At 57.1% G+C, this 24,345-nt stretch carries 23 protein-coding genes; 10 read left to right on the top strand and 13 right to left on the bottom strand.

Translation table 11 applies throughout. The annotated features are described in order from the left end of the window. The first annotated feature begins 57 nt into the window (after positions 1 to 57). A complete protein-coding gene (locus Q1A48_RS08760; protein ID WP_299943590.1) occupies positions 58 to 1,257 on the top strand; it encodes an MFS transporter in 1,200 nt (399 codons plus the stop codon). Then, positions 1,244 to 2,191 carry an alpha/beta hydrolase gene (locus Q1A48_RS08755; protein ID WP_299943588.1) on the top strand — a complete coding sequence of 316 codons (948 nt, stop codon included), beginning with the start codon at positions 1,244 to 1,246 and terminating at the stop codon, positions 2,189 to 2,191. Before Q1A48_RS08760 ends, Q1A48_RS08755 begins: the two co-directional genes overlap by 14 nt. Positions 2,192 to 2,239: 48 nt before the next feature. On the opposite strand, the gene Q1A48_RS08750 is transcribed toward Q1A48_RS08755, so the two are convergent. The 3 genes from Q1A48_RS08750 to Q1A48_RS08740 form a co-directional block, all read right to left on the bottom strand. After that, complete coding sequence (locus tag Q1A48_RS08750; protein WP_299943585.1) at positions 2,240 to 2,854, bottom strand: response regulator transcription factor; 615 nt, start codon at positions 2,852 to 2,854, stop codon at positions 2,240 to 2,242. A 34-nt stretch (positions 2,855 to 2,888) separates the two neighbouring features. Then, positions 2,889 to 3,683, bottom strand: coding sequence for a 3-hydroxybutyrate dehydrogenase (locus Q1A48_RS08745; RefSeq protein ID WP_299943582.1), 795 nt, complete (start codon positions 3,681 to 3,683; stop codon positions 2,889 to 2,891). 327 nt (positions 3,684 to 4,010) lie between these two features. After that, positions 4,011 to 5,108: a PHB depolymerase family esterase gene (locus Q1A48_RS08740; protein ID WP_299943579.1), complete on the bottom strand. Its 1,098-nt coding sequence runs from the start codon at positions 5,106 to 5,108 to the stop codon at positions 4,011 to 4,013. 668 nt (positions 5,109 to 5,776) lie between these two features. Here Q1A48_RS08740 and cmoA point away from each other — a divergent pair. The 3 genes from cmoA (at position 5,777) to Q1A48_RS08725 (ending at position 9,077) form a co-directional block, all read left to right on the top strand. Beyond that, positions 5,777 to 6,520: a carboxy-S-adenosyl-L-methionine synthase CmoA gene (gene cmoA, locus Q1A48_RS08735; RefSeq protein WP_299943576.1), complete on the top strand. Its 744-nt coding sequence runs from the start codon at positions 5,777 to 5,779 to the stop codon at positions 6,518 to 6,520. Between the two features lie 8 nt (positions 6,521 to 6,528). Beyond that, a complete protein-coding gene (cmoB, locus tag Q1A48_RS08730; protein WP_299943573.1) occupies positions 6,529 to 7,506 on the top strand; it encodes a tRNA 5-methoxyuridine(34)/uridine 5-oxyacetic acid(34) synthase CmoB in 978 nt (325 codons plus the stop codon). Between the two features lie 185 nt (positions 7,507 to 7,691). Continuing rightward, the gene (locus tag Q1A48_RS08725; RefSeq protein ID WP_299943569.1) at positions 7,692 to 9,077 is read left to right on the top strand and encodes an L-serine ammonia-lyase; all 1,386 of its coding nucleotides are present in this window, start codon (positions 7,692 to 7,694) and stop codon (positions 9,075 to 9,077) included. 170 nt (positions 9,078 to 9,247) lie between these two features. Here Q1A48_RS08725 and Q1A48_RS08720 read toward each other — a convergent pair whose 3' ends face one another. The 7 genes from Q1A48_RS08720 to Q1A48_RS08690 all read right to left on the bottom strand — a co-directional run bounded on the left by Q1A48_RS08720 (position 9,248) and on the right by Q1A48_RS08690 (position 15,009). Continuing rightward, positions 9,248 to 10,051: a class I SAM-dependent methyltransferase gene (locus tag Q1A48_RS08720; protein WP_299943566.1), complete on the bottom strand. Its 804-nt coding sequence runs from the start codon at positions 10,049 to 10,051 to the stop codon at positions 9,248 to 9,250. 35 nt (positions 10,052 to 10,086) lie between these two features. Beyond that, positions 10,087 to 10,455: an STAS/SEC14 domain-containing protein gene (locus Q1A48_RS08715; RefSeq protein ID WP_299943563.1), complete on the bottom strand. Its 369-nt coding sequence runs from the start codon at positions 10,453 to 10,455 to the stop codon at positions 10,087 to 10,089. 166 nt (positions 10,456 to 10,621) lie between these two features. Then, positions 10,622 to 11,086, bottom strand: a complete 465-nt coding sequence (locus Q1A48_RS08710; RefSeq protein ID WP_299943560.1) for a hypothetical protein — start codon at positions 11,084 to 11,086, stop codon at positions 10,622 to 10,624. Between the two features lie 315 nt (positions 11,087 to 11,401). After that, a complete protein-coding gene (locus tag Q1A48_RS08705) occupies positions 11,402 to 12,016 on the bottom strand; it encodes a hypothetical protein (protein ID WP_299943557.1) in 615 nt (204 codons plus the stop codon). 293 nt (positions 12,017 to 12,309) lie between these two features. Further along, positions 12,310 to 12,957 carry an OmpA family protein gene (locus Q1A48_RS08700; protein WP_299943684.1) on the bottom strand — a complete coding sequence of 216 codons (648 nt, stop codon included), beginning with the start codon at positions 12,955 to 12,957 and terminating at the stop codon, positions 12,310 to 12,312. A 682-nt stretch (positions 12,958 to 13,639) separates the two neighbouring features. Continuing rightward, positions 13,640 to 13,867: a SlyX family protein gene (locus Q1A48_RS08695; protein ID WP_299943554.1), complete on the bottom strand. Its 228-nt coding sequence runs from the start codon at positions 13,865 to 13,867 to the stop codon at positions 13,640 to 13,642. Further along, positions 13,864 to 15,009 carry a serine hydrolase domain-containing protein gene (locus Q1A48_RS08690; RefSeq protein ID WP_299943551.1) on the bottom strand — a complete coding sequence of 382 codons (1,146 nt, stop codon included), beginning with the start codon at positions 15,007 to 15,009 and terminating at the stop codon, positions 13,864 to 13,866. Before Q1A48_RS08690 ends, Q1A48_RS08695 begins: the two co-directional genes overlap by 4 nt. Before the next feature lie 100 nt (positions 15,010 to 15,109). Between Q1A48_RS08690 and Q1A48_RS08685 the strand changes: the two genes are divergently transcribed. After that, a complete protein-coding gene (locus tag Q1A48_RS08685; protein WP_299943548.1) occupies positions 15,110 to 15,574 on the top strand; it encodes a PaaI family thioesterase in 465 nt (154 codons plus the stop codon). Between the two features lie 25 nt (positions 15,575 to 15,599). Here the strand turns inward: Q1A48_RS08685 and Q1A48_RS08680 are convergent, their stop codons facing one another. Continuing rightward, positions 15,600 to 16,433, bottom strand: coding sequence for an ion transporter (locus Q1A48_RS08680; RefSeq protein ID WP_299943545.1), 834 nt, complete (start codon positions 16,431 to 16,433; stop codon positions 15,600 to 15,602). Positions 16,434 to 16,622: 189 nt separating this feature from the next. Between Q1A48_RS08680 and yciH the strand changes: the two genes are divergently transcribed. Then, positions 16,623 to 16,946, top strand: a complete 324-nt coding sequence (gene yciH, locus Q1A48_RS08675) for a stress response translation initiation inhibitor YciH (RefSeq protein WP_299943542.1) — start codon at positions 16,623 to 16,625, stop codon at positions 16,944 to 16,946. On the opposite strand, the gene Q1A48_RS08670 is transcribed toward yciH, so the two are convergent. Further along, complete coding sequence (locus Q1A48_RS08670; protein ID WP_299943539.1) at positions 16,943 to 19,477, bottom strand: hypothetical protein; 2,535 nt, start codon at positions 19,475 to 19,477, stop codon at positions 16,943 to 16,945. The genes yciH and Q1A48_RS08670 overlap by 4 nt on opposite strands. 260 nt (positions 19,478 to 19,737) lie before the next feature. Then, complete coding sequence (locus Q1A48_RS08665) at positions 19,738 to 20,382, bottom strand: TetR/AcrR family transcriptional regulator (protein ID WP_299943536.1); 645 nt, start codon at positions 20,380 to 20,382, stop codon at positions 19,738 to 19,740. A gap of 187 nt (positions 20,383 to 20,569) precedes the next feature. On the opposite strand from Q1A48_RS08665, the gene Q1A48_RS08660 reads away from it, so the two are divergent. The 3 genes from Q1A48_RS08660 (at position 20,570) to Q1A48_RS08650 (ending at position 24,336) form a co-directional block, all read left to right on the top strand. After that, positions 20,570 to 21,463, top strand: coding sequence for an SDR family oxidoreductase (locus Q1A48_RS08660; protein WP_299943533.1), 894 nt, complete (start codon positions 20,570 to 20,572; stop codon positions 21,461 to 21,463). Next, a complete protein-coding gene (locus Q1A48_RS08655; RefSeq protein ID WP_299943530.1) occupies positions 21,463 to 23,070 on the top strand; it encodes an acyl-CoA carboxylase subunit beta in 1,608 nt (535 codons plus the stop codon). The genes Q1A48_RS08660 and Q1A48_RS08655 overlap by 1 nt, the downstream gene beginning before the upstream one ends. Before the next feature lie 99 nt (positions 23,071 to 23,169). After that, positions 23,170 to 24,336, top strand: a complete 1,167-nt coding sequence (locus tag Q1A48_RS08650; protein ID WP_299943527.1) for an acyl-CoA dehydrogenase family protein — start codon at positions 23,170 to 23,172, stop codon at positions 24,334 to 24,336. Positions 24,337 to 24,345: the final 9 nt, after the last annotated feature.

The raw sequence follows: 24,345 nt of genomic DNA, 5'->3' as shown, positions 1-24,345 counted from the left end.
GAGCCACAAAAACCACTGTATCCACAAGCGCGGCAGTCTTTGCACTGTGAACAATATATGAGAAGAATTATCGTAGAAGTCTTAATGTTCAGCGCCTACGCGCTGTTTGCAGCATCCTGGGTGGCCGGGGCCATCCTCACACCGGAAATTCAGCAGTCGTTTGCCCAGATGGGCCTCGCCAACGCCAGTTGGGGCAGCAATGCCATTACTCTGGCAAAGATTCTTGGCAACCTGGCCGCTGCCATCGTGCTGGTCAAACTCGGCATTCGCTATGCGTTCGCCGCCGCCATTTTACTGATTGCCGCCGGCGGCCTGGGGGCCTTTGCCGACAGTTACAACGGTTGGCTACTATCCCGATTGGCCCTTGGCCTCGGGGGTGCCCTGGCGATAGTTTATTTTAATCCAGTGGTCCTGCATTACTTCAGGCCCGGCGAGCGCCCGGTGGTAAACGGGATAAACGCCGCCGCGTTCAATACCGGAAATTTGCTCGCGCTGCTGACGACCAGCGTTCTGTTGCAATGGCTCGGCAGTTGGGAAAACCTGATATTCCTCTACAGTACCATGGCCGCGAGTCTCGCTCTGCTGTGGTGGCTCTGCGCCGAGTCCATTCCCCTTGCCGGTAGCACAGCGGATTCCGAAAGGGCCCGGCCCTACCGCTTGCGCGAAGGGCTGGCAGATCCTTTCAACTGGTGGCTGCCGCTGGCCTACTGCGGCGTACTCTTCTGCTATATCGCCGTATTTGCGCTCTTCCCACTGCTCGATACCTTTGCGGTACAGAGCACCCATTTGTCCGCGGTGATGATTGCCGCGGGGATGGTGGGCACCGTGGCCGGCATCGTCACCACCAAGCGCCTGCCGATGCGCCTACCAGTGATTCGCGCCGGTGGTGCTGGGCTGACGCTCAGTGCAACGGCAATGATTGCCACCAGCTCTCCCACTATTGCCTATAGTGCCGCGGCAATGGCAGGCTTTTTTATGTTTCTGCCGATGACTGCATTAGTCACTCTGCCCCAGGAGCTGCCGGGCATGACACCGGCGCGTATCACCGTCATCTTCGGGATGTTCTGGTCCATTTCTTACGGTATCGAAACCCTGTTGATGTGGAGTGCTACCAGTTTTGCCGATGCCAGCGGAATAGCCGCCAGCGCTGCCTGGATCGCCGTGGCCTGTTCAGCATCGCTATTTGTTGTCTCCTTCAAGCTGCCCGAGACAGGGACCAGCGCCAATACCGAGAGAAGCGTCAATGCCAACACTTGATCCAACCCTGGCAGAGTGGTTGCCAAAAATTCACACACTGGCCGAGCAGGCAAAGACAGCAGGAGTGGAGCCGACCCCCATCAATGCACGCGAGGGCCTCGCCAGCCTCACGCGCCAGTTTGTCGAAACCGGCCCCGACACGGCCGTCAAGGACTTTGTGATTCCCGGCGGCGCCTACCAGGTCCCGGTGCGCACTTACTTACCGCAGCGGGCCAGCGGCGGGCCTGTCATAGTCTATGTGCACGGTGGCGGCCATATGGCAGGCAGCGTGACGGTGTACGATCCGATCTGCCGCCGAATTGCTGAAACCTGTCGGCGGTGCGTGGTTTCCATTGAGTATCGGCGCTCGCCAGAAAACCCCTATCCCGCCGCCCTCTCCGATCTGAATCAGGTGCTGGAAAACCTTGCCCCGGCACTGGCGAACAGGGACATTCCCCACAACGGCCAAGTGATTTTAATGGGGGATTCCGCTGGCGGTGCGCTCTGCGCCACCCTGTGCGCGCGCTACCAGAGCCGCGTCGACTCACCGATCCTCGGGCAGATCCTGGTATATCCCAGCCTGGACTACACCATGAGCCACAAGTCTTATACCGAAAACGGGCGCGGCCATCTGTTGGAAGTGGAGAAGATCCGCTGGTACTTCCAAAATTATTTCAGCCGGGGAGAAGAGCGGGTGCAGGCGTCACCGCTGTCGATGCCGGTGAGTGCCAGGCTGGCCCCCACCCTGGTGTTCACTGCACAGTTTGACCCCCTGCGCGACGAAGGGCATGCGTATGTGGAGAAACTCCAGGCAGCCGGTGCACAGGTCTGGCTGCACAACTTTGATGACATGATTCACGCTTTTTTGAATCTGGAGCAACTGACATCCAAAGCGTGCAGAACCCTCTACCAGCGTACTGCGGACTTTATCACCCAATTGCTCGCAGACCACTGACGGGTATTCAGGTAGGCCTTCATTGCCTGTCGGGTTGCCAGGAAAAGATTAACTTAGGCTTTGCGCCTCACGGATAAGTTGCTTGCGGTCGCGCAAGCCCGTCTTGCGCAGGATCGCGGTGACATGGCTCTTCACCGTGGGCTCGGTAATCCCCAGCTCAAAGGCAATTTGCTTGTTCAGCATGCCGCGGGCGATCATCTGAAAGATGCGCAACTGCTGCGGCGTCAGTCCCTGCAGCCGCTCAATCAATGGACTCTGTGGCTGCGCTGCCAACAGCTCCTCGGCAAACCAGGTTTCGCCCTGCAATACCGCCCGGATACAGTTTTGGATTTCCAGTGGCTGTGCGGTTTTGGAAAGAAAGCCCACTGCACCGAATTGTGCGGCGCCCGCCACGCTTTGTGCACTGTCACTACCCGACACCACCACCACCGGCACCTGCGGGTATTCCTTGCGAATTCGCGCCAGGCCATTGTAGCCATCACTGCCGGGCATGTTTAAATCGAGCAGGAGCAGATCGAGATCCGCCTGGTGAGCGAGTGTCGCCAGTGTGGATTCCAGATCGACACTCTCTATCAGTTTCGCGTCGCTGGCATGCTGTAATGTGGCGAATAGGGCACTGCGATAGAGCGGGTGGTCATCCGCAATCAGAATGGTACTGCTCATTGCCAGAAACCGGGGGTTATTGTCTGGCTCCAGTCTACTGAGCTGTCCAGCCTCCGTCCACCGGCAGGGCAATGCCGGTCATGGTGGCTGCAGCATCGGACAACAGAAAGACGACAAGCTGCCCGATCGCCGCAGGTTGCGTCGCCACAGGTAGCGGTTGCTTCTCTCCAACAAGGACCATTTTGGCCCTCTCCATATCGATACCCCGCGCTTGCGCAATGGCTTGAATTTGCGGCTCGATCAGCGGTGTTTCCACCCAGCCGGGGCAAATCGCATTAACGGTTACCCCGGCCTTGGCGGACTCCAGAGCGAGCACTTTGGTGAGCCCCACCAGGCCGTGTTTGGCTGCGCAGTAAGCGGCTTTCTTGCCGGAGGCGACCAGGCCATGCACCGATGCAATATTGATAATGCGACCCCAGCCGACTGCCAACATCGCCGGCAGCACCTGTTGGCTCAAATAAAAAGGGGCATTCAGATTGACGGCAATCAGGCTATCCCAGCGCGCTTGTGGAAAATCCACCGCTGCGGATGTGTATTGAAGACCGGCATTGTTCACCAGCACATCCACACTGCCGCCAAACTCCTGTGTGGCCACCACCAATTCGGTGCATCCCCGCAGAGTCCTGAGATCAGCACTGCTGAATCCACAGTCAACGCCAAACTCCCGCGTGAAATCGGCCGCAACTTCAGCTCCGACACCGGCATCCAGCAGGCCGTGCAACATGATCCGATAGCCACTGCTCGCCAACTCCCGAGCCACACCCAGCCCAATGCCACTGGTCGAACCGGTCACCAGGGCCAGCTTGCCGGAGTGATCACCTTCAGACACCACAATTCTCCGTCTCAACTTGGTCAATCGAAAATGATCCTAGCAAGGAGCGAAAAGCCCGTCTGTATGACCAAGGTATGAGGCTTGTGGCAAAGCGCTTCCCCAAAAAAACAGCCGCGTTGCAGCGGAGATACCACTTTCCGTCCCGCCCGGTTGCCAACACTGATTGCAGACCGCTAAAGGGGGGACATCACTCGCAGCGGAAAGGGTTATCTGTGGGGCTCCAGCCAGCAGAGTGGCGGAGCCTACACCCCGGTGTTACAGTCTCTCAAACACCCTTGGTGTACTGTCCCGGCGCGGTTATCCTTGAGGGGGATCACCAAAAAACTACGGATCGATCTCTGTGGAACCCGACAGCGCATGGCTGTCTCGGCCTGCGGAAACCGCCTCGGCATCGGAAACACGCCCTTTACCTTCTTCTGTCGCCCCCTTCGCCCCAGTGGACCCTGTTTGTGCTTCGTCAACCTGCGCGGCGACTATGCGCTCGACACGTTTGTTGTTCCGCTGGAAGAAAGCGCCGAGATAATTGGCATAGTCAATACTGACCGAATCCACATGGGAACCGCTGGCATCAATACCGCCGGACCAGGTGTGTCCCAGGTCATTGAACCAAAGCATCGACACGCGACCATCCTGCCATAATTGTTCTTCGGCCGTGTGACCGGCTGCGTCACTCAGGTGGTTGGTGTCACTCATCCGCTTCACTCCGTATACCTTGGCCATACCCTTCGCATTTTGTGTGTTGTAGCAGGCATTCACTGTGGTATCAGCGCTGCCGTGGCCAATGCTGGCAATCTGGGTATCCAAATGGCTGGCGTAGCTACCGGCATAATTGCGGCAGCGGCTGGCAACGTCGGCCCGCTCACAGTTGCCTATCGCCCCACTGGCGCTGGTACCAATACTGGGCCCGGCACTGGCCCCAAAACCTGCAAATATATCCGGGGCAATACAGGCGGCAGTGTTGGCAAAGGCCGCCCCGGAGGAAAGGCCCGCGATATACACCTGCCCGGGATCGATATTGTATGCGGCATCGCCAGACAGGGCGGTGGCCAGATTAATCAGATTGGCGTAGTCGCCGTGGCTGCGGGTACGTGCCCCCTGCCAGTAAGACCAACAGCCAAACCCCGCTTTATTCGCCGCATCTGGTACGGCGATCACCATGCCGTAATTTTCCGCTGTCTCCTCCAGGCCCGCCGTCAGAAATACATCGATAGACTGGCTACAGCCATGTAAAACGATCAGCAGCGCTTTGCCGTTACCGATGGACGAAATGCTATCCGGAATGAACAAATGGACTCGGTCAAAGCCACCGATGGCCACATTTTGCTGCCAGGAATCGGCCAGCGCCGGGATACTACCGAAAACCGCAAACAACATACCGAGCCACAGGCTCGATACCCGCTTACCAGGGCGTTGAAAAAACATAGCTGGCGCCTCTTTTGGTGTAGTGAGCCGGTGAAAACTGCGCTGCCTGTAAGCCCTTCCCCTCACAGGCAGCCGATTGTTGATCAAAATAGAAACTGTATACAATAGGCGCAACTAGACTTAGGTCGGAGATGCCTTTCAGGCACAGGCCCCACCCCGACACAAGGCGCAGGCCCGATGAACCCAAGCCGGTGAATATGAAGGTTCGCCGGCGGTTTTTCGATCCACTTCCCTGGCAAATGCTTGCGGCAATATCAGAATATACTCGATTAAACCCCTTCAAGACGCGTTTTCGGCTGATCCTGCGCTCGCTGCCAACGGTTATGATTCAAAGCAAAAGGCTCTCGGCTGGGCAAAATGCACCGCTTGGTACCGCGGGGGTTTTACTATCGGGTCGGAAGGAGAGAAACCCCACTCTCCCAGGACACGCTGTGAATACACCCCTGTACACTCGTTATCGGCATTTATGCCTCATACGATCCTGGCAGAGGGGTATTCTTCCCTCCTGCATTACTAGTAACATTGAAACAGCACCAGAGCCGCCGGGCGCTTGGGCTAAAATTTTTCTGATGCTTACTTTATTAGTGAACGCATTGATTTGCTTGGTATCATTGCAACACCGCCTTGGCGGGTTGCTGCAGTCCCCCATCTGTACATAGAAATATCCGATGAATAAACACGACGATCTTTACGCAAACCCGCTGGGGCAAGTGGCTGGTTTTGAGTTTGACCGCCAGGTTGTGGACGTTTTCCCGGATATGATCAAGCGCTCAGTGCCCGGCTATACAACCATTGTGGCCATGACCGGTACCCTGGCAGAACGCTACGCACAAGCCGGCAGCCGCTGCTACGACCTGGGCAGCTCCCTGTGCGCAGCCACCCTTGCCATGCGCCACCGTATCCCCGCGGCAAACTGTGAAATTGTCGCGGTGGACAATTCCTCCGCAATGGTAACTCAGGCCCGCACTGTACTCGCCGCCGACAGCGGTGAAATTCCGGTACAACTTATCTGCAGCGACCTGCAAACTATTGCCATTGAAAACGCCTCGGTGGTGGTGCTTAATTTCACCCTGCAGTTTATCCCGCTGGCAAAGCGCCGGCCGATCCTGCAGAAAATTTATGACGGCCTGCGCCCCGGGGGAATTTTCATTCTCTCGGAGAAGGTGCACTTTTCCGATAAAGCACACAGTGAGCTGATGATTGAGTTGCACCACGCCTTTAAGGCTGCCAACGGTTACAGTACCCTGGAAATTGCACAAAAACGCTCAGCCCTGGAAAATATCCTGACTCCAGAAACCCTGGATACCCACCGCGGACGCCTGAAAGACATTGGTTTTTCCAGCGTGGATGTCTGGTTCCAGTGTTTTAATTTTGCCTCTTTACTGGCTCTTAAAGGCAAGCCCGAAAAGTAAGTACCTCTGTGATTGACTACACACGACTCTACCAAGGCCTGCAACATATCCCGGCCCTGCGCGCCTGGCTGTCACAACTACCGCAACAGGTCGCTGAGGGTCTGAGCCCGCAGCGCTGGGGCGACCTGCCCGATTGGCGCGCCGCAATCGAAGCTCTGCCGGATATAACGCCCTCGAGTATCCAACTGAATCACCGGATTCGTGTCGGTAGCACGACCGATGCCAGCCCCGCGCAACGGCAGCTGCTGGAAACAGGACTGAGAAAACTCCACCCCTGGCGTAAAGGCCCCTGGGAGCTGTTTGGCGTATCCATTGATACGGAGTGGCGATCCGACTGGAAATGGGATCGCGTGCGGCCACACCTGGCCCCGCTCAGAAACAGGCTGGTGCTGGATGTGGGGTGCGGCAATGGCTATCACTGCTGGCGGGCCTACGGTGCCGGTGCGTGCCGGGTGATCGGTATAGATCCTTCGGCAAAGTCTGTTGCTCAGTTCTACGCCCTGAAAAAGTACCTGGGAAATAAGAAACCGGTGGACCTGCTGCCACTGGGTATCGAGGCACTGCCGGAAAACCTGCGCGCCTTCGACACCACTTTCTCTATGGGGGTACTCTACCACCGGCGTTCGCCTATGGATCATCTGCGAGACCTTCGCGGGACTCTGCGCCCGGGGGGGCAGCTGGTGTTGGAAACCCTGGTGATTGATGGCGAACTGGGGGACTGCCTGGTACCCGAAGGGCGCTACGCGAAAATGCGCAACGTGTGGTTTTTCCCCAGCTGTGCGACTCTGGAGAGCTGGCTGCGCAAGTGTGGCTTCGAAAACCCAAAAACCGTGGACCTGAACACCACCAGTGCTGAGGAGCAGCGGCGCACCGACTGGATGCGCTTTGAATCCCTGGCGGATTTTCTTGATCCGCAATCACCGGGGAAAACCATTGAGGGTCACCCCGCGCCCAAACGTGCGGTTTTGGTCGCGAAAGTACCGTAGCTTCTCTTACGCCACGGTTCTGCGGATGCATAAATCTGGAAAAACCCGCCACTGGGAGAATTTTGTGCGGAATAACCGCTGTGATCTTGATTATTGCGTCCCCTGGGGCAAAGCTCGCCCCCAAACGGTGCAACAATACCCTCAGGGAGGGCTGCGAAACAGTGCAGTCCGGCGAAGAGTAATTTATGAGTATTAGTGTTTTCGAACTCTTTAAAATCGGCGTGGGCCCTTCCAGCTCCCACACAGTGGGTCCCATGATCGCTGCCCGCCAATTTGTGCAGGACCTGCGCGCCCACGGACAGCTGCCCCAGACTGATCGCGTACAAATACACCTCTACGGCTCCCTGGCCCTCACCGGTTTAGGCCACGGCACCGACATGGCGGTATTGATGGGACTGCTGGGTCAATCCCCTGATACCATCGATGTGGACAGTATCGATGAACGATTGGCTGCGATCCAACAGGCGTCTGCCCTGCTATTATATAATGACCACAAGATCGAATTTATTCGCGATCGTGACCTGACTTTCCACACAGAGACATTCCTGCCTCAACACTCCAACGGTATGACCTGCCAGGCCTACTCGGGCCCAGAACGGCTATTTGAACGCAGTTACTTCTCTATCGGCGGTGGTTTTGTACTGTCTGAGGAGGACTTCGCCCACAGAGAGGAAATCGCTACCCTGCTGCCCTATGACTTCCAAAACGCCGAACAACTGATGAAGACCTGCACACAGCACGGCTGGGCCATTGCCGATCTGGCCATGCAAAATGAGAAGGCGTTTCGCAGTGAACAGGAGGTGAAAGACCGCTTGTGGAATATCTGGAAGGTGATGGATGCCTCTATTGAGAGGGGCTGTCATCAGCAGGGAATTCTGCCCGGTGGACTGAACGTGCCCCGTCGCGCAGCGGATCTGTATCAGGAACTGAATAAACAACCCCCGGAGGAGCGCAACCAGGGTTTGGCCATCCTCGACTGGGTCAGCCTGTTCGCCCTCGCCGTAAACGAGGAAAATGCCGCGCGCGGGCGTATTGTTACCGCCCCCACCAACGGCGCTGCAGGAGTCATCCCCGCCGTCATCGCCTACTACGTGGAATTTGTACACAAACCCAGCAAACATGGTGATCTTAAGGACCAGGTGGTGAAATTCCTTCTGACCGCCGGCGCCATTGGTATGCTGTACAAGAAAAACGCTTCCATTTCCGCTGCGGAAGTGGGTTGCCAGGGAGAGATTGGCGTGGCCTGTTCCATGGCCTCTGCCGGCCTCGCAGCAGTGCAAGGCGGCAGCAACCAGCAGATCGAAAACGCGGCGGAAATCGGCATGGAACACAATCTGGGGCTCACCTGTGACCCTATCGGCGGGCTTGTCCAGGTGCCCTGTATCGAGCGCAACACCATGGGCGCGGTAAAAGCCATTAACGCTGCACGCCTCGCCCTGCGCGGCGACGGTGCCCACATAGTTCCCCTCGACAGCGTGATTGAAACCATGCACCAGACCGGTATCGATATGCAGAACAAGTACAAGGAAACCGCCCTGGGCGGCCTTGCGGTCAACGCAGTGAACTGTTAATAACATAACCGCACCTTCACCCGGTACTATCCTGCCAGTGTAGATAAATCAGGACATTGTTACGGAAAAAGCGCGAATAATGTGGTGCGCCGGCAACCCTCCCGGGGAGAATTCGGCTTGTGCAAGTCCGGGTAGCCTGTCTAGGCTAAGCCATGGCGCAAGGACCGTGATCAGCTTGGTATGCCATGTTTGGTATAGATATCAAAACGCCCGGACTTTCCCTGCAAAAAAAGGCTGGGTTTTTTACCGGCCAGGTGGGGGGCCAGCTTGGGACGCTTGACCACGGTGCGGTAATAGCAGGCTTTGATAGCGGGTTCCAGCAAGTTATCCGCGTCCTTGTCCGCACCTACCAGATAATGAAATGCCACCATTTCTTTTTTTACTTTGGCACTCTTGCCCCGCAACGGGAACATGGGATCCAGATAGACAACCTGCCAGGAGTCCTCGCCTTGCCGTGCCAGCCAGTCCGCTGCGGAAATGGCGTCATCAACCAGGGACAAACGCCCGGCGACTGAGACCAGTTCAGTATCGGCAACAGCCGCCACCTGCAACCGCCGCAGGCCATCCTGCAACAACAGGCGCACCACCGGGTTGCGCTCAAGCATCCGCACCTCACAACCCAGCGTCGCCAATACAAAAGCATCGCGCCCGAGTCCGGCAGTAGCATCCAATACACACGGATAAAAACCCGGTCGCAAACCAATGGCCCTGGCAACCGGTTGCGCCCTGCCACCACCAAACCTGCGCCGGTGCGCCAGGGCTCCGCCCACAAAATCCACAGCGACAGGCCCCGGCGCCCCAGGACCAGTCGCACACACTTCCAAGCGCTCGGCGCAGCGTAGAACCCGGGGGAAATCGCCTATTTCCCTGGGATCAACCACGCCCAGGCAGGGGAAATCGAGTTGACTGGACAACAGTTGGGCAGCGGAGAGGTTTTTCGGGGTCGCCGCAATCACAGCCAATGCCGGACTCATCGACACTCCGTGCAATAATCAAAAAGCGGCCAATGCTAACCCGGATTTTCCAGCCATTCCAGGGCTTGGGGATACTCACTCAGCGAAAAGGGGCGCACTTCGGCACTGATGAAATGGCAGACCAGATTCGGCATAAAACTTAGGACGGGATTATCGGATAGTACGGCTATTTTCTGGATATGTTTATGGTGGTCGTGTACAAAACGGAAATGTGAAATCAGTGCAACAAAACTCTCCCAACCGGCAAAATCCTGCGCATTGATCAGCAGACCCTCTATCCTGCCCTGCTCCGTGATGACCGGATCTATCTGGGCTGCAAGCTGCTGAAAATCCCCCGCAGAAAATTTTCCTACAGGTTTGACTTCGAGTATCTCGTGTTCCCGACACCATTGATGTTCAATCATGCTTCCACAACGGGCAAGGGCCACCTCCGTCGGCAGCCCGTGCGCGCTCCGCAATGTTTTGCGATCCCTGCCAGGGTTGATCTGAACGCTGCCTCACAACTTCGGCAATCCAGGTACTGTTGCCGGAGATGCCCGTTTTCGGGGCTGTCAACGCTTAACAGCTGCCCTACTCCGCAGAAGCCCCTTCGGTAACCTTGTCCGCCTTATTGCCCGTATTGTCTGTCGAATCACCACGGTTGCCAGTGGAGGCTTGCGGGGGCTTGCCACCCACACCGGTGGATGTCGGCGTGCTGGCATCTGGCGTTCCAGCGGCCGGTGTTGCAACCGCGGCACCAGATCCGGGGCTGGTAGTGGTGTTGGCTCCGGGAGGGTTGGGGTTTGCCTGATCCGGCTCCTGTGGCGTTTGCATGTCCGGGTTACCCATACCATCAGGGGGCGTCGGCGTGTTGCTGGGAGGAGGTGTGTCGCTATCGTCGCCAGTATCCGATGGCGTCGAGTTGTCATTCATCTGCTCGCTCTGCGGCTGATTCATCGAATCATACGCATCTTTTGCCTTGTGCTCGCCACCACGCGAAATAAAATAGCCGATGATCAGTAACAAAATGATCAGTGGAATCAGTAGCTTCTTCATACTGCGACCTCTCGACGCCAGCCAAAATCAGAAAAATACCCGTCGCAAGGCCAGCCCGGTCATGCAATTTACAGGCGGCGGACAGCGTTGGTAGCTATGCGCCGCTCGCCCTGCATCCCTGCGGTAAAACCTGTGGCTTGAGCCCTTTTGGCGCCAGAAGGCAGTGTCAGATAATCCGATAAAACAAAGCACATTCGCTAAAGAAGGTGGCGCCAATACTGATAAGAATAACCCGGCATTGGCGTTCTTCAAGGAATCCGCCTCCCTTATTAGAGGTTGGATTGCTGTAAGTGTGGGAAGACTTAAAACCGGAGATTATATAAACCGGGCAACCAAGGGGTTGCGGGAATCAAGTCGCGAAGTGGCGTGCCTAACCCGCTCCGGAGTGGATAGGAACCCCTGCACCAGAAACAAACCAGGGCAGCTTCGCCACAACTTTGCCCGGTGTGAACAGGTTTGGCTCCGAGCGGTCAAGTCACTGAGTATTGCCAACAGTACCGCTGCATCAGATTCCACCACAACCGCCTCACAACTGAGCAGCTGCAGCCTGCCGTAGATATCGCGCCCGGCAAAGATCAAGTAGCGCCCACCTCTTTCCAGTTTCCTGTCGCAGTACTCCAGGCCGAGGCGGAAGGTGATCTGCTCGGCTACCGCCCCTTTCCACACCCGGCTGGGCGCGGCGGAATACACATAACCCGAAATCGCAGTAACCCCCGGCGCCGAAAGGGCGCTGTCTACATCCCGGTGGATATCGATCACCTCCACCTGCGCCACCACCGCGGCCTCGGCGAACTGCGTTTCCAGGTGAGCGGCGGTTTCCGAAAACACCGCTTCGCCGCGGTCCTGCCAAGCAAAGGCCAGTGTGGCAAACAACGCGGGAAGAAAAGACGCCAGGCGCAGGGTATTGTTAACAGGCTGGCGGCGTCTCACGGCTATTCTCCATTATTTCTGCAGTGGCTGATTGACTGACAGCACGGCCGGACAACAACGCTCTGGTGATTGTTTCGGCAAAAGGCGTTGAGCCGGCCAGGTAAGCGCCTTAGCCGGCCATAACGGGCTCTTAAATCAACACAACACTACACAGATGGGCCGGTATTTCAGGCCAGGTTATCAAGAAATTGCCAAAACTCCGGATATTTGCCTGTTTGGGCAACTGGATGCCCTTTCGCGAAGCAAGTGCCGCTGTACCGGCGACAGTATGGCCCACACACAAGCAATATGGATCACAGCGGCAGGAGCTCGAGCTCCACGCGGCGGTTGGCCTGACGCCCGGCTTCGGAATCATTGCCAGCCAACGGGTAGCGCTCACCGTAGCCAATGGCCTGCAAACGGCCAGAGGAGAGGCCATTGCGACTGAAGAAGCCCGCCACAGAGTTAGCCCGCTGCTCACTCAACGTCTGGTTGTAGACATCTGAACCGGTGCTGTCGGTGTGGCCGCTGACGCGGATCGCGGTTTTGTCAAACTCCTGCAGCACCACGGTGACGGAATCCAGGGTGTCGTAAAAACCCGGGCGGATATCAGAGCGGTTGGTACCGAAAGTGATATTACCCGGCATGATCAAACGGATATTGTCGCCTTCGCGCTGTACGCCCACACCGGTGCCCTCCAGGCGCTGTCGCAGTGCCATTTCCTGTTGGTCCATATAATAGCCAATACCACCGCCGATAGCAGCACCCCCCAGAGCGCCGGTAAGCGCGCCCTTACGGCGATCTTTTTTACTCGCGGTAGCCGCACCGATAATGGCGCCCGTGAGCGCACCGATGCCAGCCCCCCTTGAGGCATTACTGGTTTTGCTTTCCCCGGTGTAAGGGTCCAGAGTGGAACAACCCACCACTGAGCCCAAAGCGAGAATTGCTACCCAATGTTTCATCATTGATTCTCCTAACATACTTTTACTTTATGGGTATCGGGATGCACTGTGCACAGTGCTCCTGCACAGTCGCAGGAGTATCCAGCGCGCAAGCTGACTGACGGCTGAATCCATCCAATAAAATCATGCAAAGACTACGGCGAAGTGATCGCCGGTTCCACTAACCAGTCCCCGTTGCACATCATCAATCACATCAAAATTGCACTATCGTGCAGATTTTTTGAACAGAAAGCGGTCAAACCCTTTTCTTCCACAAGTTCTGTGGATAACTCTGTGCATTAATAAACAAAGGGCAGCGACAAACGGCATAAACCCTGGCTCACAGCATTTTGCACATTTTTTAAACTCTTTATTTTTTCCTTTAAAAACAATAAGTTATAAAAAGTAAAACAAAACCGTGACAATTGTACCTCGTCAACTTGAGGCGCCACTTTCTCCTCATAGGCATGTGGAAAAGTTTGTCAATACCCTTGGCGCGAGAGGACAAACATTGCTTAGACACTTTTGAACTTACGCTCCCGGTTAAGTGGCACCAGACCCATTATGTTTTCTTAATATGCCAGTCAGTGAAGGTGACCGCACAAGGGGTAGTCCCAAAAATAGGGGCAACTTCCTGCACGCCAATAGCATTCACAAGTCACAACCAAGCCGGTCGCTGAATGCCTTTGGACTACCGGGTTGACTAATAGTGCGGCGGCTTGTCACCCGAGGGCCTGACACCCCCCGGTAATTCACTGCTGATTGCACTGTACTTCTGCATCAACTCACGCATATGGATTAAAAGACGGCGGATATCGGCATCCTGCCTGGCAATCACATCATTCAACTGGGCGATCGTATCTTCCTGAAATGCCAGCCGGGCCTCCAGTTCATCAATACGCTCGACCAGCTTTAGAACAGCTTCTGTCATGACAGCAAACCGTACAGCACACGCACCAACTCAACCGCGCGCCGATCCATAAACAGGCTCTGCCCCAAACGCGTGGTGATATAGCCCAAACCCAGCCCCCGTTCCGGATCGGCGAAACCAATACTACCGCCGGCACCTGGATGGCCGAACCCCCGGGCTCCACCGAAATGTAAATCCGCCGCATCACCACTCAGAATGAACCCGCAACCGAAACGGACTTTGGCCAGCAGTATCCTGTCATGGCCACAGCTCTGCTCCCGCGACGCCTCCGTTACCCAGTCTCGCGACAAGGTAGTTGGGGCTTCCAGTGCCAGATCACCGTAAACCGCTGCCAAGTCCCGGGCACTGAAATGGCCATTGGCCGCGGGAATCAGTGCATCGCGCCACTGTTGGCCGTTGGTGCCCATCACCAGACTCACAGGATTGCCGAATGCCATGGCCACGGGACCCTTACGATCTTCCTTGATCGCCCGGCCTATGGCGTTTTCCCGCAGTTCCGGTAGGGGTTGTTTCAGCGGGCCCACATCCGCAATACGGTGTGAACGGTGGCCATTGGCACCAAAACCACCATCGAGGCCCAGGGGGTTGGCCAGTGATTCTCGATAGAGTTCTGGCAGCGGCTTTTGCGCAATCCGTTCAACCAGTCCACCGAGGCTCCAGCCATACAAAAAAGGGGCATAACCCTGCTGGCTACCCGGTGACCACCAGGGCTCAGTGCGGGAAACTTCCGCACAGGCAGCGTGCCAATCGTAAATCAACCTGTCTTCCACACGCTTGCGGAAAGCCACCAGGCCGCCTCGATGGCAAAGTAATTGACGCGCAGTAACCGTCGCTTTGCCCTCGGCAAATTCCGGCCAGTAGTCCGCCACCGGACGGTCCAGGTCCAACTTGCCGGCATCCGCCTGCTGTAGAGCCATCAGTGCCAGCACACCCTTGCTGGCAGAAAATACATTTGCAATCGCGTCCTCGGTAAAAGGGCACTCCGCATCCCGGTCCGCGCTGCCCGCCCACAGGGAGCAGACCAGTTGGCCATGCTGGCGTACCGCAAAGGCCGCCCCCGTATCCCCGCACTCGCGAAAATTCCTGGCGAAAGCATCCTGAAGGGCCTCAAAACCGGGGGCACAAAAGCCGTATATTTCCATCTCTCTATTTCCGGTAACACTGTCGGAAGCCCGCAAGGTTAGTTTCTTCCCCTCGCCGGCGCAAATCGGTAGTATGGCGCGTCTAGAGCGAGGGGCCGATATGATTGAACAAACCGCCATCCAGGACATGATTTCCGACAATCACTGCTTCGGCTGCGGCCCTGACAATGACCACGGACTGCGCATCAAAAGCTACTGGAGCGGCGAGGATAAAACCCGCTGCGTATTCACCCCCGCTGCCCATCACAGTGCCGGTCCCGCACGCTATTTAAACGGCGGGGTCATCGCCACAGTGATCGATTGTCATACAGTGTGCACCGCCATCGCAGATGGCTACCTTCAGACCGGGCGCGACATCGGCGCCGGAAGCATAATCTGGTACGCCACCGGCAAACTCGCAATCCGCTACCTGGCTCCCGCCGCCATTGACAAACCGGTGATACTCGAAGCCTCTATCGTCGAACGCAGCCCCCGAAAAACCGTGCTGCACTGCGACCTGAGCAGCAGCGGACGCCTGTGCGCCGAGGCACAAGTGATTGCTGTACGTGTACCGGAGGCGTGGTAATTACCCGTCGCCGAACCAGAAAGATTCAGGCTTCCTGCACCTCTCCCGCATCCTCCAACCTGTGTCCACAGAATTTGCAGTATTCCGCATCCGGGTCATGGGCGCTGCGGCTACAGTTATGGCAGGTCAGTTGAATGCGCTCCCGATGCATTTCACCAGCCAGTTCCACAGTGAGAATGCCTGTTGGCACGGCAATAATGGAGTAGCCAATCAACATGGTCATAGCAGCGATACTCTGTCCCAGTGGTGTTTGCGGGGAGATATCCCCATAGCCCACAGTCGTTATGGTGACAATGGCCCAATAGACACTGGTGGGAATACTGGTAAAACCGTGTTCCGGGCCCTCTACCACAAACATCAACGCGCCAAAAATAACGCACATCACCAGCACGCTGGAATAAAACACAAAGATTTTTCTCCGCGCCAGCCCAAAGGCCCGCAGGAGGATATTGGCATCGCGTAAATAGCGCACCAGTTTGAGAATGCGGAAAATGCGCAGAACCCGCAACAGGCGGATCACCAGCAGATAGGTAGCGCCGGTATAGAGGAGCGCCAGGTAACTGGGCAGTATCGCCAGCAGGTCGATAATCCCGTAAAAGCTGAAAATATAGCGGCGCCGGTTGGCTGAACAGTAGATACGCGCAATATATTCCACCGTAAAGAGCCCGGTAAACACCCATTCAAGCGCGATCAACAGAGGACCGTAATGTTCGGCAACAGTGCTGATGGATGCCAGTAACACTAGGCCCACACTAATCACAATGGCCCAAATCAAAAAAACATCAAAGTTGCGCCCGGCAGGCGTGTCTGTACCGAATATCACCTCATTGAGCAGTTTTCGACGTCCCGTCAACGCCATTTCTCACCCCGACTACAAGCTGCTGCCAATTTGCGACGAGATTCTAACCCCTGGGCACAGGCAGGTCGCCCTCTATTTTCAACCCCGTCGCAATCCACGCAGCAGTCTGTATTGCGCCTTTGATTTCCCCTTCCCCTCAGGCACAATCGCGCCCTGCACACACAGAGTAACCACCGACCGGGGAGAGCCATGGCCAGGGAGAATCGTCACGTCTATTCCACCGACCGCGGTCGTATTGCAGAAAAATCCCCGCAGGAGAAACGCCACCAGGGCAGCGCGATCGTGCGCATACAGAGGGAAACCAAAGGGCGCAAAGGCAAAGGAGTGACTTGCGTGCGCGGCCTCGCGGGCACCGACAGTGAACTGAAACGGATGCTGGCAGAAATGAAAAAGCGCTGTGGCTGCGGCGGCACTCTGAAAGACGGTGTTATCGAAATTCAGGGCGACAAACGCGCCGAGATCAAAACGCTGTTGGAAGCGCGCAACTACACCGTCAAACTGGCCGGTGGCTAAACTGTGCGCAGCAAACGCAGAGGATTCACCCCCAACTGCTGCTCCTGCTCCAGGCAGGGGCCCAGCAGGGCTCCCAACTGCACCCGGTAACCTTCCATAATCACTGAAGCGGCATATCTGCAGCGGGATTCCATCACCTCAAGCGCTGCCCGCATCTCCCGGTGATGACGCGGGAGGTCGGGTTTGGCCTTGATATCCAGTACGCTATGCAGTCCTTGCGCTTTTAGCGATTCCGATGAACGTACAATAGCCTGTAGAGCGTTGAGTGCCCTGGCGCTGAGCGCCAGATATTTCTTCACCAGTTCGCGCTCCACCAGTTCAGGTGTGAGATGCCTGGCGAACAGGGCGAGACTTTTGCTGTAGCTAGCGAGCTGCTCCAGGTGGGGTGCGAGGGGTTCATAGGCCGACAGACCGCGCAACTGGATCTGCGCCGCCTGTCGCACTTTGGATGGCATCAACGCCACTGCCAGGCACAGGCGCTGGTAGAAAACGGCATAAATTTGCTGTAACTGCCTCTCCGTTTCCTCCAGATCAGACCGCTTCACCGCAGCCATCTCCTGGGCAGCGACTAGGCTTGTGCTTTCCAGGCAGTAGTCCTGTGGGCTGATCTGCACCTTAACCCTGATCAATCCCGCACCCAACTGCATGGCCACAAGGCACCCCAGTAACTCTTGCCGACGCCCGCGAAGGCCTCGCAGCTCAAACAGCTTGCCGCGCAACCAATTGATCGTGGCCTGCAGATCCATACCCTGCACTTGCTCGGTAACGGGGCGGTCGAGAGGCAAAAGTGTGTGCGGTGGCAGGCGGTTAAAATAGACATCCAGTACACCAGCGGCCTCTTGCGCCCCGCAGTTTGAACGCAACAGTTGCCGGTTTGGCACAATCTGGCAATCGGGCCCGGCGCTGGCAGCACTCACCCCCCGCGTCAACGTATCCAGATCGCTGAAAAAGTCCCCCAGGGAAAATGCCCTGGTAACCCGTGCCGGCAATCGCTGCTGACTGACCGCAGCGATGCGCGCGTCATCCGCAGCCTGACCGCAGTCCCAGGGGTCACTCGCCTGTGCCATGGCCAGCTCAATGGCCTTGCAGGTTTCCCCATCCAGATTTTCCAGCGTCCACTGCACTGCCGCAGGAATATTCTCGAGACACTGCCCCAGTGCCAAGGCATCGCGGTTAATTCCGGCAACAAGTAAGTCCGCATGTACCAGACGGTGCCACCTTTGAGCAAATTCCGCGAAAGCCTCGCTGCCAATCACCCCCGCTGCATAGAGATCCGCGCGGGTCTCAAGATGCTGTGCAGCACGGCCGGTAAGCGCGCGATGTAGGTTGTCCAAGCGTTCAATCAGCGGCAGTAAAAAATGGCCACAAATCACCAGTAAGCGATGCACCGGCTTTTGCAGCCCCCTGGGCGTGCCAGTGATACAAACTGCACTGCGTTCGTTTTCCAGGGCCCACTGCATTAATTCCAAACGGCGACCCCCATCCAGCACCAGCCAGGCAAAAAACCCACTCATCCTTCCGCGATAGAGGCCCAGCGCCCGCGCCGCCAACGCCAGACCGTCACTGCCCGGAAGGGAGACCACGCAGGCAAGCCCCAGATTTAAGGTCAGCACCTGGCTTAACACTTGGGAGAGGCTCGGCCCGGAGAAAACTTTGGCACCTGGCCCAACCCATACCCGCTGTACTTTCGGCAGGCCAGCGCTGACGGAAAGTAATTCGAATAAGCGCAATAGCTCCCGGCCCTCGGAGCGACTCAACCCGCGCACACCGGGTTTACCCTGCAGATCACGGGGAAGCCGGAAATAAGGCAAAGCAAGCAGCAGGACAACAATGAAAAAGGCCGTCGAAATGAGGCTAAGGGCCACAACAGCCCCGTTCAGCCCCCCATGCCAAATGGCCAAGGGGATCTGCCAAAGGGCATAGCCAGCTCCATACAGGCAAAACCCCAGCAACAGGATAAAAATCCCCGGCAATACAGCGGCGGGGATCAAACCCAGCAACACCGGGCCAGCGCCGGAGACCCCGGCAGGGGAGAGAGTTTTGTCGCCACTGAATAAGTGTTCCACCCCATCGGTGGTATTGCAGGGTGGCACAGTGTTAAGCCCAGCCCCCTTGGGGAAAGCTGCTGGCTGATGTCTTGTTGCACTTTGTTGGCGATGCATCGTTGCGCTGGTACGATTGCCTTTAATGGCCGGGATATTTGCCCCGCGCACCTCGCCGCGGTCTGTTTTGGTGCCCTGGGCTCTGCGCCTCTGGGCCACTTTGATCCTGGCAATCAGCTGCAGGTTGTCAAATTGCCCCGCTGGGTACACTTTTACACGCAAACCGATGTTGTGCAGACCGGCACGATATTTCAGTACCTGTGCAGAAACCAGCTGATCTTTGATGACCCAGCCTTTCAACAAGAGCCTGCCGGCCTGGGCTTCGGGGATGGAAAACAGCCTGGCTGCATCCTGTATCACCAGATCCGGTTTTTTGCCGTACAGCGTCCGCCCCATGGAGACTATCTGGAATAACCCCTGACCTGGCATCTCCCTCTCCCGTCACCAAGTGACACAAAATGTCAAATTTGTGGCATTTTTCGCGCAGAATAAAAGATTCAGGATAACGCCGGTGAGCCCTAGTTCTCAGGAGCCCCATGTCAATTGAAAATTTGTCAGGAAAGGAGGAAAAGCGCACAGTTTTGCCGGCATATCTTCCAGCTGCACTGCCAGTGGGTGTCACTACAAGGCGCTGTATAGTGCGGCCTTGGATTGGCAAACCGCTTCTGCCTGTGTAACGCCAGACAACATCAGGGAGCAAAAATCAGCAGAATACGATCTGCCAGATCGGCAATAGAGAGCCCTTTGCCTCGCGGCTTAAACCAACTGTAGGTATGACTGAGGGCGCCCACCAACAGGCGTCGCACCAGTGCCGCATCCCCACCGCGACAACTGGCCGCCCGAATCGCACCCAGCCAAATGTGCTCGTATTCATCCCGTAAGCGCAGCACTTCCTTGCGACTCTCTTTGGATAGGCTGCGCCATTCCAATACCAGAATGGAAAAGCCTGGGACTGCCTGGGCGTGAATCGCCTCCAGCTCCGACTGAATGCAGGCGCGCAGTTTATCCCGCGGTGACTCGGCCTCTTGCACCGCACTGTGCATTCGCGCACTGGCAAAAATAGTGACCTCCCGCATCACCGCACAGAGAATCTGCTCTTTACTGGCAAAGTGGTGGAAGATGCTGCCGGACAGAATACCGACCTCGGTAGCGATATCCCGTACCGTGGTTCTGGCAAAACCTTTCTGCTCAAACTGCCGCGCGGCCACATTGAGCAGGCGCCCGCGGGGAGAGCCCGGATCGGTGAGTTCGCCCCGCTCTACCAATTCACCGATCAATTGCTGCGGGCTTAGATTTTGCTGCTGCCTGGCCAGACTTGTGGTGCCTTTGTGCACTGAACCTTCCCCAAAACAATCCGCACTTAGTAACGGCTGAATGAATTTTTCATCGAACGGGTGACAATGGTTGAATACCAAGCGCTTGCTTGGTAGCGTTAGGGTATTCTGCGTATTCAGTCGCGCGGGTGCAAGCAGCAACGATAAAAACTGACAAGCCAGAAGAGCTTGATAAAAGGAAATTTTCATGCGCTATCACAGCCAGCTGCGTCCCGGCAGCTTCAGTGAACAGACCCATATCGTTACCGGCGGCGGCAGTGGTATCGGCCGCTGTATCGCCCATGAACTGGCCAGCCTCGGCGCCCGCGTTCTGTTAATCGGGCGCAGCTTGGACAAACTGGAACGTGTTGCCGGGGAGATCGTTAGCGACGGCGGCGAATGCAGCTACTACAGCCTCGACATCCGCGACGAACAAAGTGTAAAGGATACGGTCGCCAAGATTGTGCAGGCCCAGGGCAGGATTCACGGACTGGTGAACAATGCTGGCGGTCAGTTTCCCTCCGTCCTGGAGCACATCTCTGCAAAGGGCTTTGACGCTGTTTTGCGCAGCAACCTGCTCGGTGGATTCCTGATGGCCCGGGAAGTGTATGTGCAGTCCATGAAAACCCACGGTGGCAGCATCGTCAATATCACCGCAGACAACGCTGGTGGCATGCCGATGATGGGGCATTCCGGTGCCGCCCGTGCAGGCATGGAAAACCTGACAAAAACCGCTGCACTGGAATGGGCGGCCTCCGGAGTCAGAGTCAATGCCGTGGCGCCCGGCTATATCCTCACCAGCGGCCTGGATACCTACGATCCCGAATTCCTACGCGAACTGTTACCGTGCTTTCGTGAAACAATACCCCTCTACCGTCTGGGCGAGGAAGCAGAGGTAAGTGGTGCCGTGTGCTTTCTGCTCTCTGATGCCGCCGGCTATATCACCGGCCAGACACTGCGCATTGATGGCGGCTCCAGCCTCAAGCACCACTCCCCCCTCTGGCGCCCTGTCGCGGCCAACAGCGTCAAGCGCTTTAACGGCTTCCACCGTAAACGCCGCCCCAAGGTGGTGGAAGCGCTGGAAGCAGAGGGCAAGCTCTGATGCAACCCATCGACTCCCAATTGGACAACCGCTGCAGCGATTTCAACAACAACCGCACCGCGATGATGGAGCGGATCGCCCACTTTCGCGAAGCCGAACAGCGACCGGCACAGGCCGAGCGGGAGCGAGCCTCTCGCTACCGGGAACGCGGCTGGCTGCTGCCCCGCGAGCGTCTCAACCTGTTGCTGGACCCGGGCGCGCCATTTATTGAGCTGTGCGCCCTGGCAGGCTACAAGCTCTACGATGATCAGGACGGCAGTGGTGCCGGAGGCGGCGCCCTCTGCGGTATCGGCCAGGTCAGCGGACGCCGCTGTATGGTGCGAGTAGACAATTACGCAGTGAAAGGCGGCACCATTTCCCCAGCCGGTATGGATAAAGCCCTGCGCATACAGCGAATAGCGCTGGAGAACCGCCTGCCAGTGATCACCCTGGCGCAAAGCGGTGGCGCCAACCTGCAGTATGCCACCGACACCTTCGCCCCCGGCGGACTCGGCTTCGCCAACCAGGCGCGCATGTCCGCCGCCGGCATTCCTCAGGTCACAGTCGTACACGGTGGTGCTACCGCCGGTGGTGCTTACCAGCCGGGCCTGTCCGATTATGTGGTGATGGTGCGTGGACAATCCGGTATGTATCTCGCGGGCCCCCCCCTGCTCAAGGCGGCAACCGGGGAAATTGCCGACAAAGAGGACCTGGGCGGCGCAGAAATGCACTGTGGGGAGTCCGGCAGTGGTGACTATCTGGCCGAGAGCGACGCCGATGGCATCCGCATAGCACGGGAAATTGTCGCCACCCTTCCCTGCCAGCACGCACCCAATCTTCCAGAGGAGTATGCAGATCCTCACTACCCCACCGACGACCTGCTCGGCCTGATTCCCGCCGACAGCAAAAAACCCTATGACGTACGCGAAATTCTCGCACGTATCGCCGACGGTTCTGCGATGTTGGACTTTAAAGCACAATTTGACCGGCAGACCGTCTGCGGCCATATCCGCATTGAAGGAAACCCACTGGGCATTATCGGCAACAATGGCCCTATCACCCCCAAGGGTGCCAACAAGGCCGCGCAGTTTATCCAGTTGTGTGAACAAAGCGGCACGCCACTGCTGTTTTTACACAACACCACCGGCTTTATGGTCGGTACCGAGGTGGAGCACCACGGCATTATCAAACACGGAGCCAAAATGATACAGGCTGTCGCCAACGCCAGTGTGGCCAAGCTCAGTATCGTGGTGGGTGGCTCCTACGGTGCCGGTAACTACGCCATGTGCGGGCGCGGCTTCGACCCGCGTTTTATTTTTGCCTGGCCCAATGCGCGCACGGCGGTCATGGGCCCGGCCCAGGCCGGCAAGGTATTGCGTATTGTCACCGAACAGAAAATGGCGCGCAGCGGCCAGGTAGACACTGCGTTATTGGACAAACTGGAAAACGACACCAGTGCCTTTATGCAGGAAAATTCCGATGCCCTGGCCTGCAGCGCCCGCCTGTGGGACGACGGTATTATCGATCCTCGCGACACGCGCAAACTGCTGGGTATGCTGCTGGCAATCTGTCGCGAATCGGCGTGTACTCAAACGCGCAAAATTACCTTTGGCGTGGCGAGGTTCTAGCCCTGTTTCGCCTGATCCGGACATCGCAATCGGGCAAAGGGCGGTCGGCTTGCGGATAAAACTCAGCAGATAAAAGCCCCTAGAGAGGATGAAGCATTCATGATACTCAGCCAACAGCACCGGGAATTACAGCGCACGGTAGAGCATTTTGTCCAGCAGGAAATCAACCCCCATATAGAGAAATGGGAGAAAGCCGGCAGCTTTCCCGTTCGCGACATCTTCAGACAACTGGGGGATTTGGGTTTGCTGGGCATCAGCAAGTCCAGCGACTATGGCGGGCTTGGGCTGGATTTCAGCTACGAAACCGTTTTTCTGGAAACGCTCGGTGGTGCCCATTGCGGTGGTGTGCCCCTGGCCATCTCGGTACAGACCGCCATGTGCACCCCGGCGCTGGCAAACTTTGCCAGCGCCGACCTGCGCGGGCAATTCCTGACCCCGGCAATTCGCGGGGAGATGGTTGGCGCCATCGCCGTGTCCGAATCCGGCGCCGGCTCGGATGTGGCCGCCATCAAGACGATCGCAAAAAGTGACGGCGACGATTATCTGGTCAACGGCAGCAAGATGTGGATCACCAACGCACCCTGCGCCGATTTTTTCTGCACCCTGGTCAACACCGGCGAAGGCAAGGCCCACAAGAACAAATCCCTGCTGATTATTCCCGCCAAAACACCGGGGCTGCGCATTGGGGGAAAACTGGAAAAGCTTGGAATGCGCTGCTCGGAAACCGCACCGGTATTTTTTGACAATGTGCGGGTTCCCAAACACTTCCGCATCGGCGACGAGGGAGCCGGCTTTCTGTTGCAGATGCTGCAATTCCAGGAGGAACGTCTCGCCGGCGCCGCCCTGACCCTGAAGGGCCTGGAAAATTGTATCAGCAGTACCATCGACTACGTGCGCGAGCGCCACGCCTTCACGGCGCCGCTGCTCGACAACCAGACCGTGCACTTTGCATTGGCGGAGATGCAATCCGAAGTGGAGTGTCTGCGGGCACTCACCTGGCGCGCGGTAGAAGCCTATGTGGCGGGTGAGGATGTCACCACGCTGGCCTCCATGGCCAAGCTCAAAGCGGGCCGGCTGTCCCGTACCATTCCCGATCAGTGCCTGCAGTTCTGGGGTGGCATGGGCTATATCGAGGAAACCCGTATCAACCGCGCCTATCGCGATAGCCGCCTCACAGCCATTGGTGGCGGCGCCGATGAAGTGATGCTCGGTATTATCTGCAAGTTGATGGGCATTCTGCCCGGCAAGCGCAAGTCCGGCGAATAGAGTGGAGGT

The organism is uncultured Microbulbifer sp., assembly GCF_947489355.1.
Lineage (GTDB): Bacteria > Pseudomonadota > Gammaproteobacteria > Pseudomonadales > Cellvibrionaceae > Microbulbifer.
This window is presented reverse-complemented; position numbering and strand designations above follow the sequence as displayed.

What these genes read in the sequence shown, in the direction of transcription:
- Q1A48_RS08760 (WP_299943590.1), top strand. Translation starts at nt 58, where the DNA reads ATGAGAAGAATTATCGTAGAAGTCTTAATGTTCAGCGCCTACGCGCTG.
- Q1A48_RS08755 (WP_299943588.1), top strand. Translation starts at nt 1,244, where the DNA reads ATGCCAACACTTGATCCAACCCTGGCAGAGTGGTTGCCAAAAATTCAC.
- Q1A48_RS08750 (WP_299943585.1), bottom strand. Translation starts at nt 2,854, where the DNA reads ATGAGCAGTACCATTCTGATTGCGGATGACCACCCGCTCTATCGCAGT.
- Q1A48_RS08740 (WP_299943579.1), bottom strand. Translation starts at nt 5,108, where the DNA reads ATGTTTTTTCAACGCCCTGGTAAGCGGGTATCGAGCCTGTGGCTCGGT.
- cmoA (WP_299943576.1), top strand. Translation starts at nt 5,777, where the DNA reads ATGAATAAACACGACGATCTTTACGCAAACCCGCTGGGGCAAGTGGCT.
- Q1A48_RS08725 (WP_299943569.1), top strand. Translation starts at nt 7,692, where the DNA reads ATGAGTATTAGTGTTTTCGAACTCTTTAAAATCGGCGTGGGCCCTTCC.
- Q1A48_RS08720 (WP_299943566.1), bottom strand. Translation starts at nt 10,051, where the DNA reads ATGAGTCCGGCATTGGCTGTGATTGCGGCGACCCCGAAAAACCTCTCC.
- Q1A48_RS08715 (WP_299943563.1), bottom strand. Translation starts at nt 10,455, where the DNA reads ATGATTGAACATCAATGGTGTCGGGAACACGAGATACTCGAAGTCAAA.
- Q1A48_RS08710 (WP_299943560.1), bottom strand. Translation starts at nt 11,086, where the DNA reads ATGAAGAAGCTACTGATTCCACTGATCATTTTGTTACTGATCATCGGC.
- Q1A48_RS08700 (WP_299943684.1), bottom strand. Translation starts at nt 12,957, where the DNA reads ATGAAACATTGGGTAGCAATTCTCGCTTTGGGCTCAGTGGTGGGTTGT.
- Q1A48_RS08695 (WP_299943554.1), bottom strand. Translation starts at nt 13,867, where the DNA reads ATGACAGAAGCTGTTCTAAAGCTGGTCGAGCGTATTGATGAACTGGAG.
- Q1A48_RS08690 (WP_299943551.1), bottom strand. Translation starts at nt 15,009, where the DNA reads ATGGAAATATACGGCTTTTGTGCCCCCGGTTTTGAGGCCCTTCAGGAT.
- Q1A48_RS08685 (WP_299943548.1), top strand. Translation starts at nt 15,110, where the DNA reads ATGATTGAACAAACCGCCATCCAGGACATGATTTCCGACAATCACTGC.
- Q1A48_RS08680 (WP_299943545.1), bottom strand. Translation starts at nt 16,433, where the DNA reads ATGGCGTTGACGGGACGTCGAAAACTGCTCAATGAGGTGATATTCGGT.
- yciH (WP_299943542.1), top strand. Translation starts at nt 16,623, where the DNA reads ATGGCCAGGGAGAATCGTCACGTCTATTCCACCGACCGCGGTCGTATT.
- Q1A48_RS08670 (WP_299943539.1), bottom strand. Translation starts at nt 19,477, where the DNA reads ATGCCAGGTCAGGGGTTATTCCAGATAGTCTCCATGGGGCGGACGCTG.
- Q1A48_RS08660 (WP_299943533.1), top strand. Translation starts at nt 20,570, where the DNA reads ATGCGCTATCACAGCCAGCTGCGTCCCGGCAGCTTCAGTGAACAGACC.
- Q1A48_RS08655 (WP_299943530.1), top strand. Translation starts at nt 21,463, where the DNA reads ATGCAACCCATCGACTCCCAATTGGACAACCGCTGCAGCGATTTCAAC.
- Q1A48_RS08650 (WP_299943527.1), top strand. Translation starts at nt 23,170, where the DNA reads ATGATACTCAGCCAACAGCACCGGGAATTACAGCGCACGGTAGAGCAT.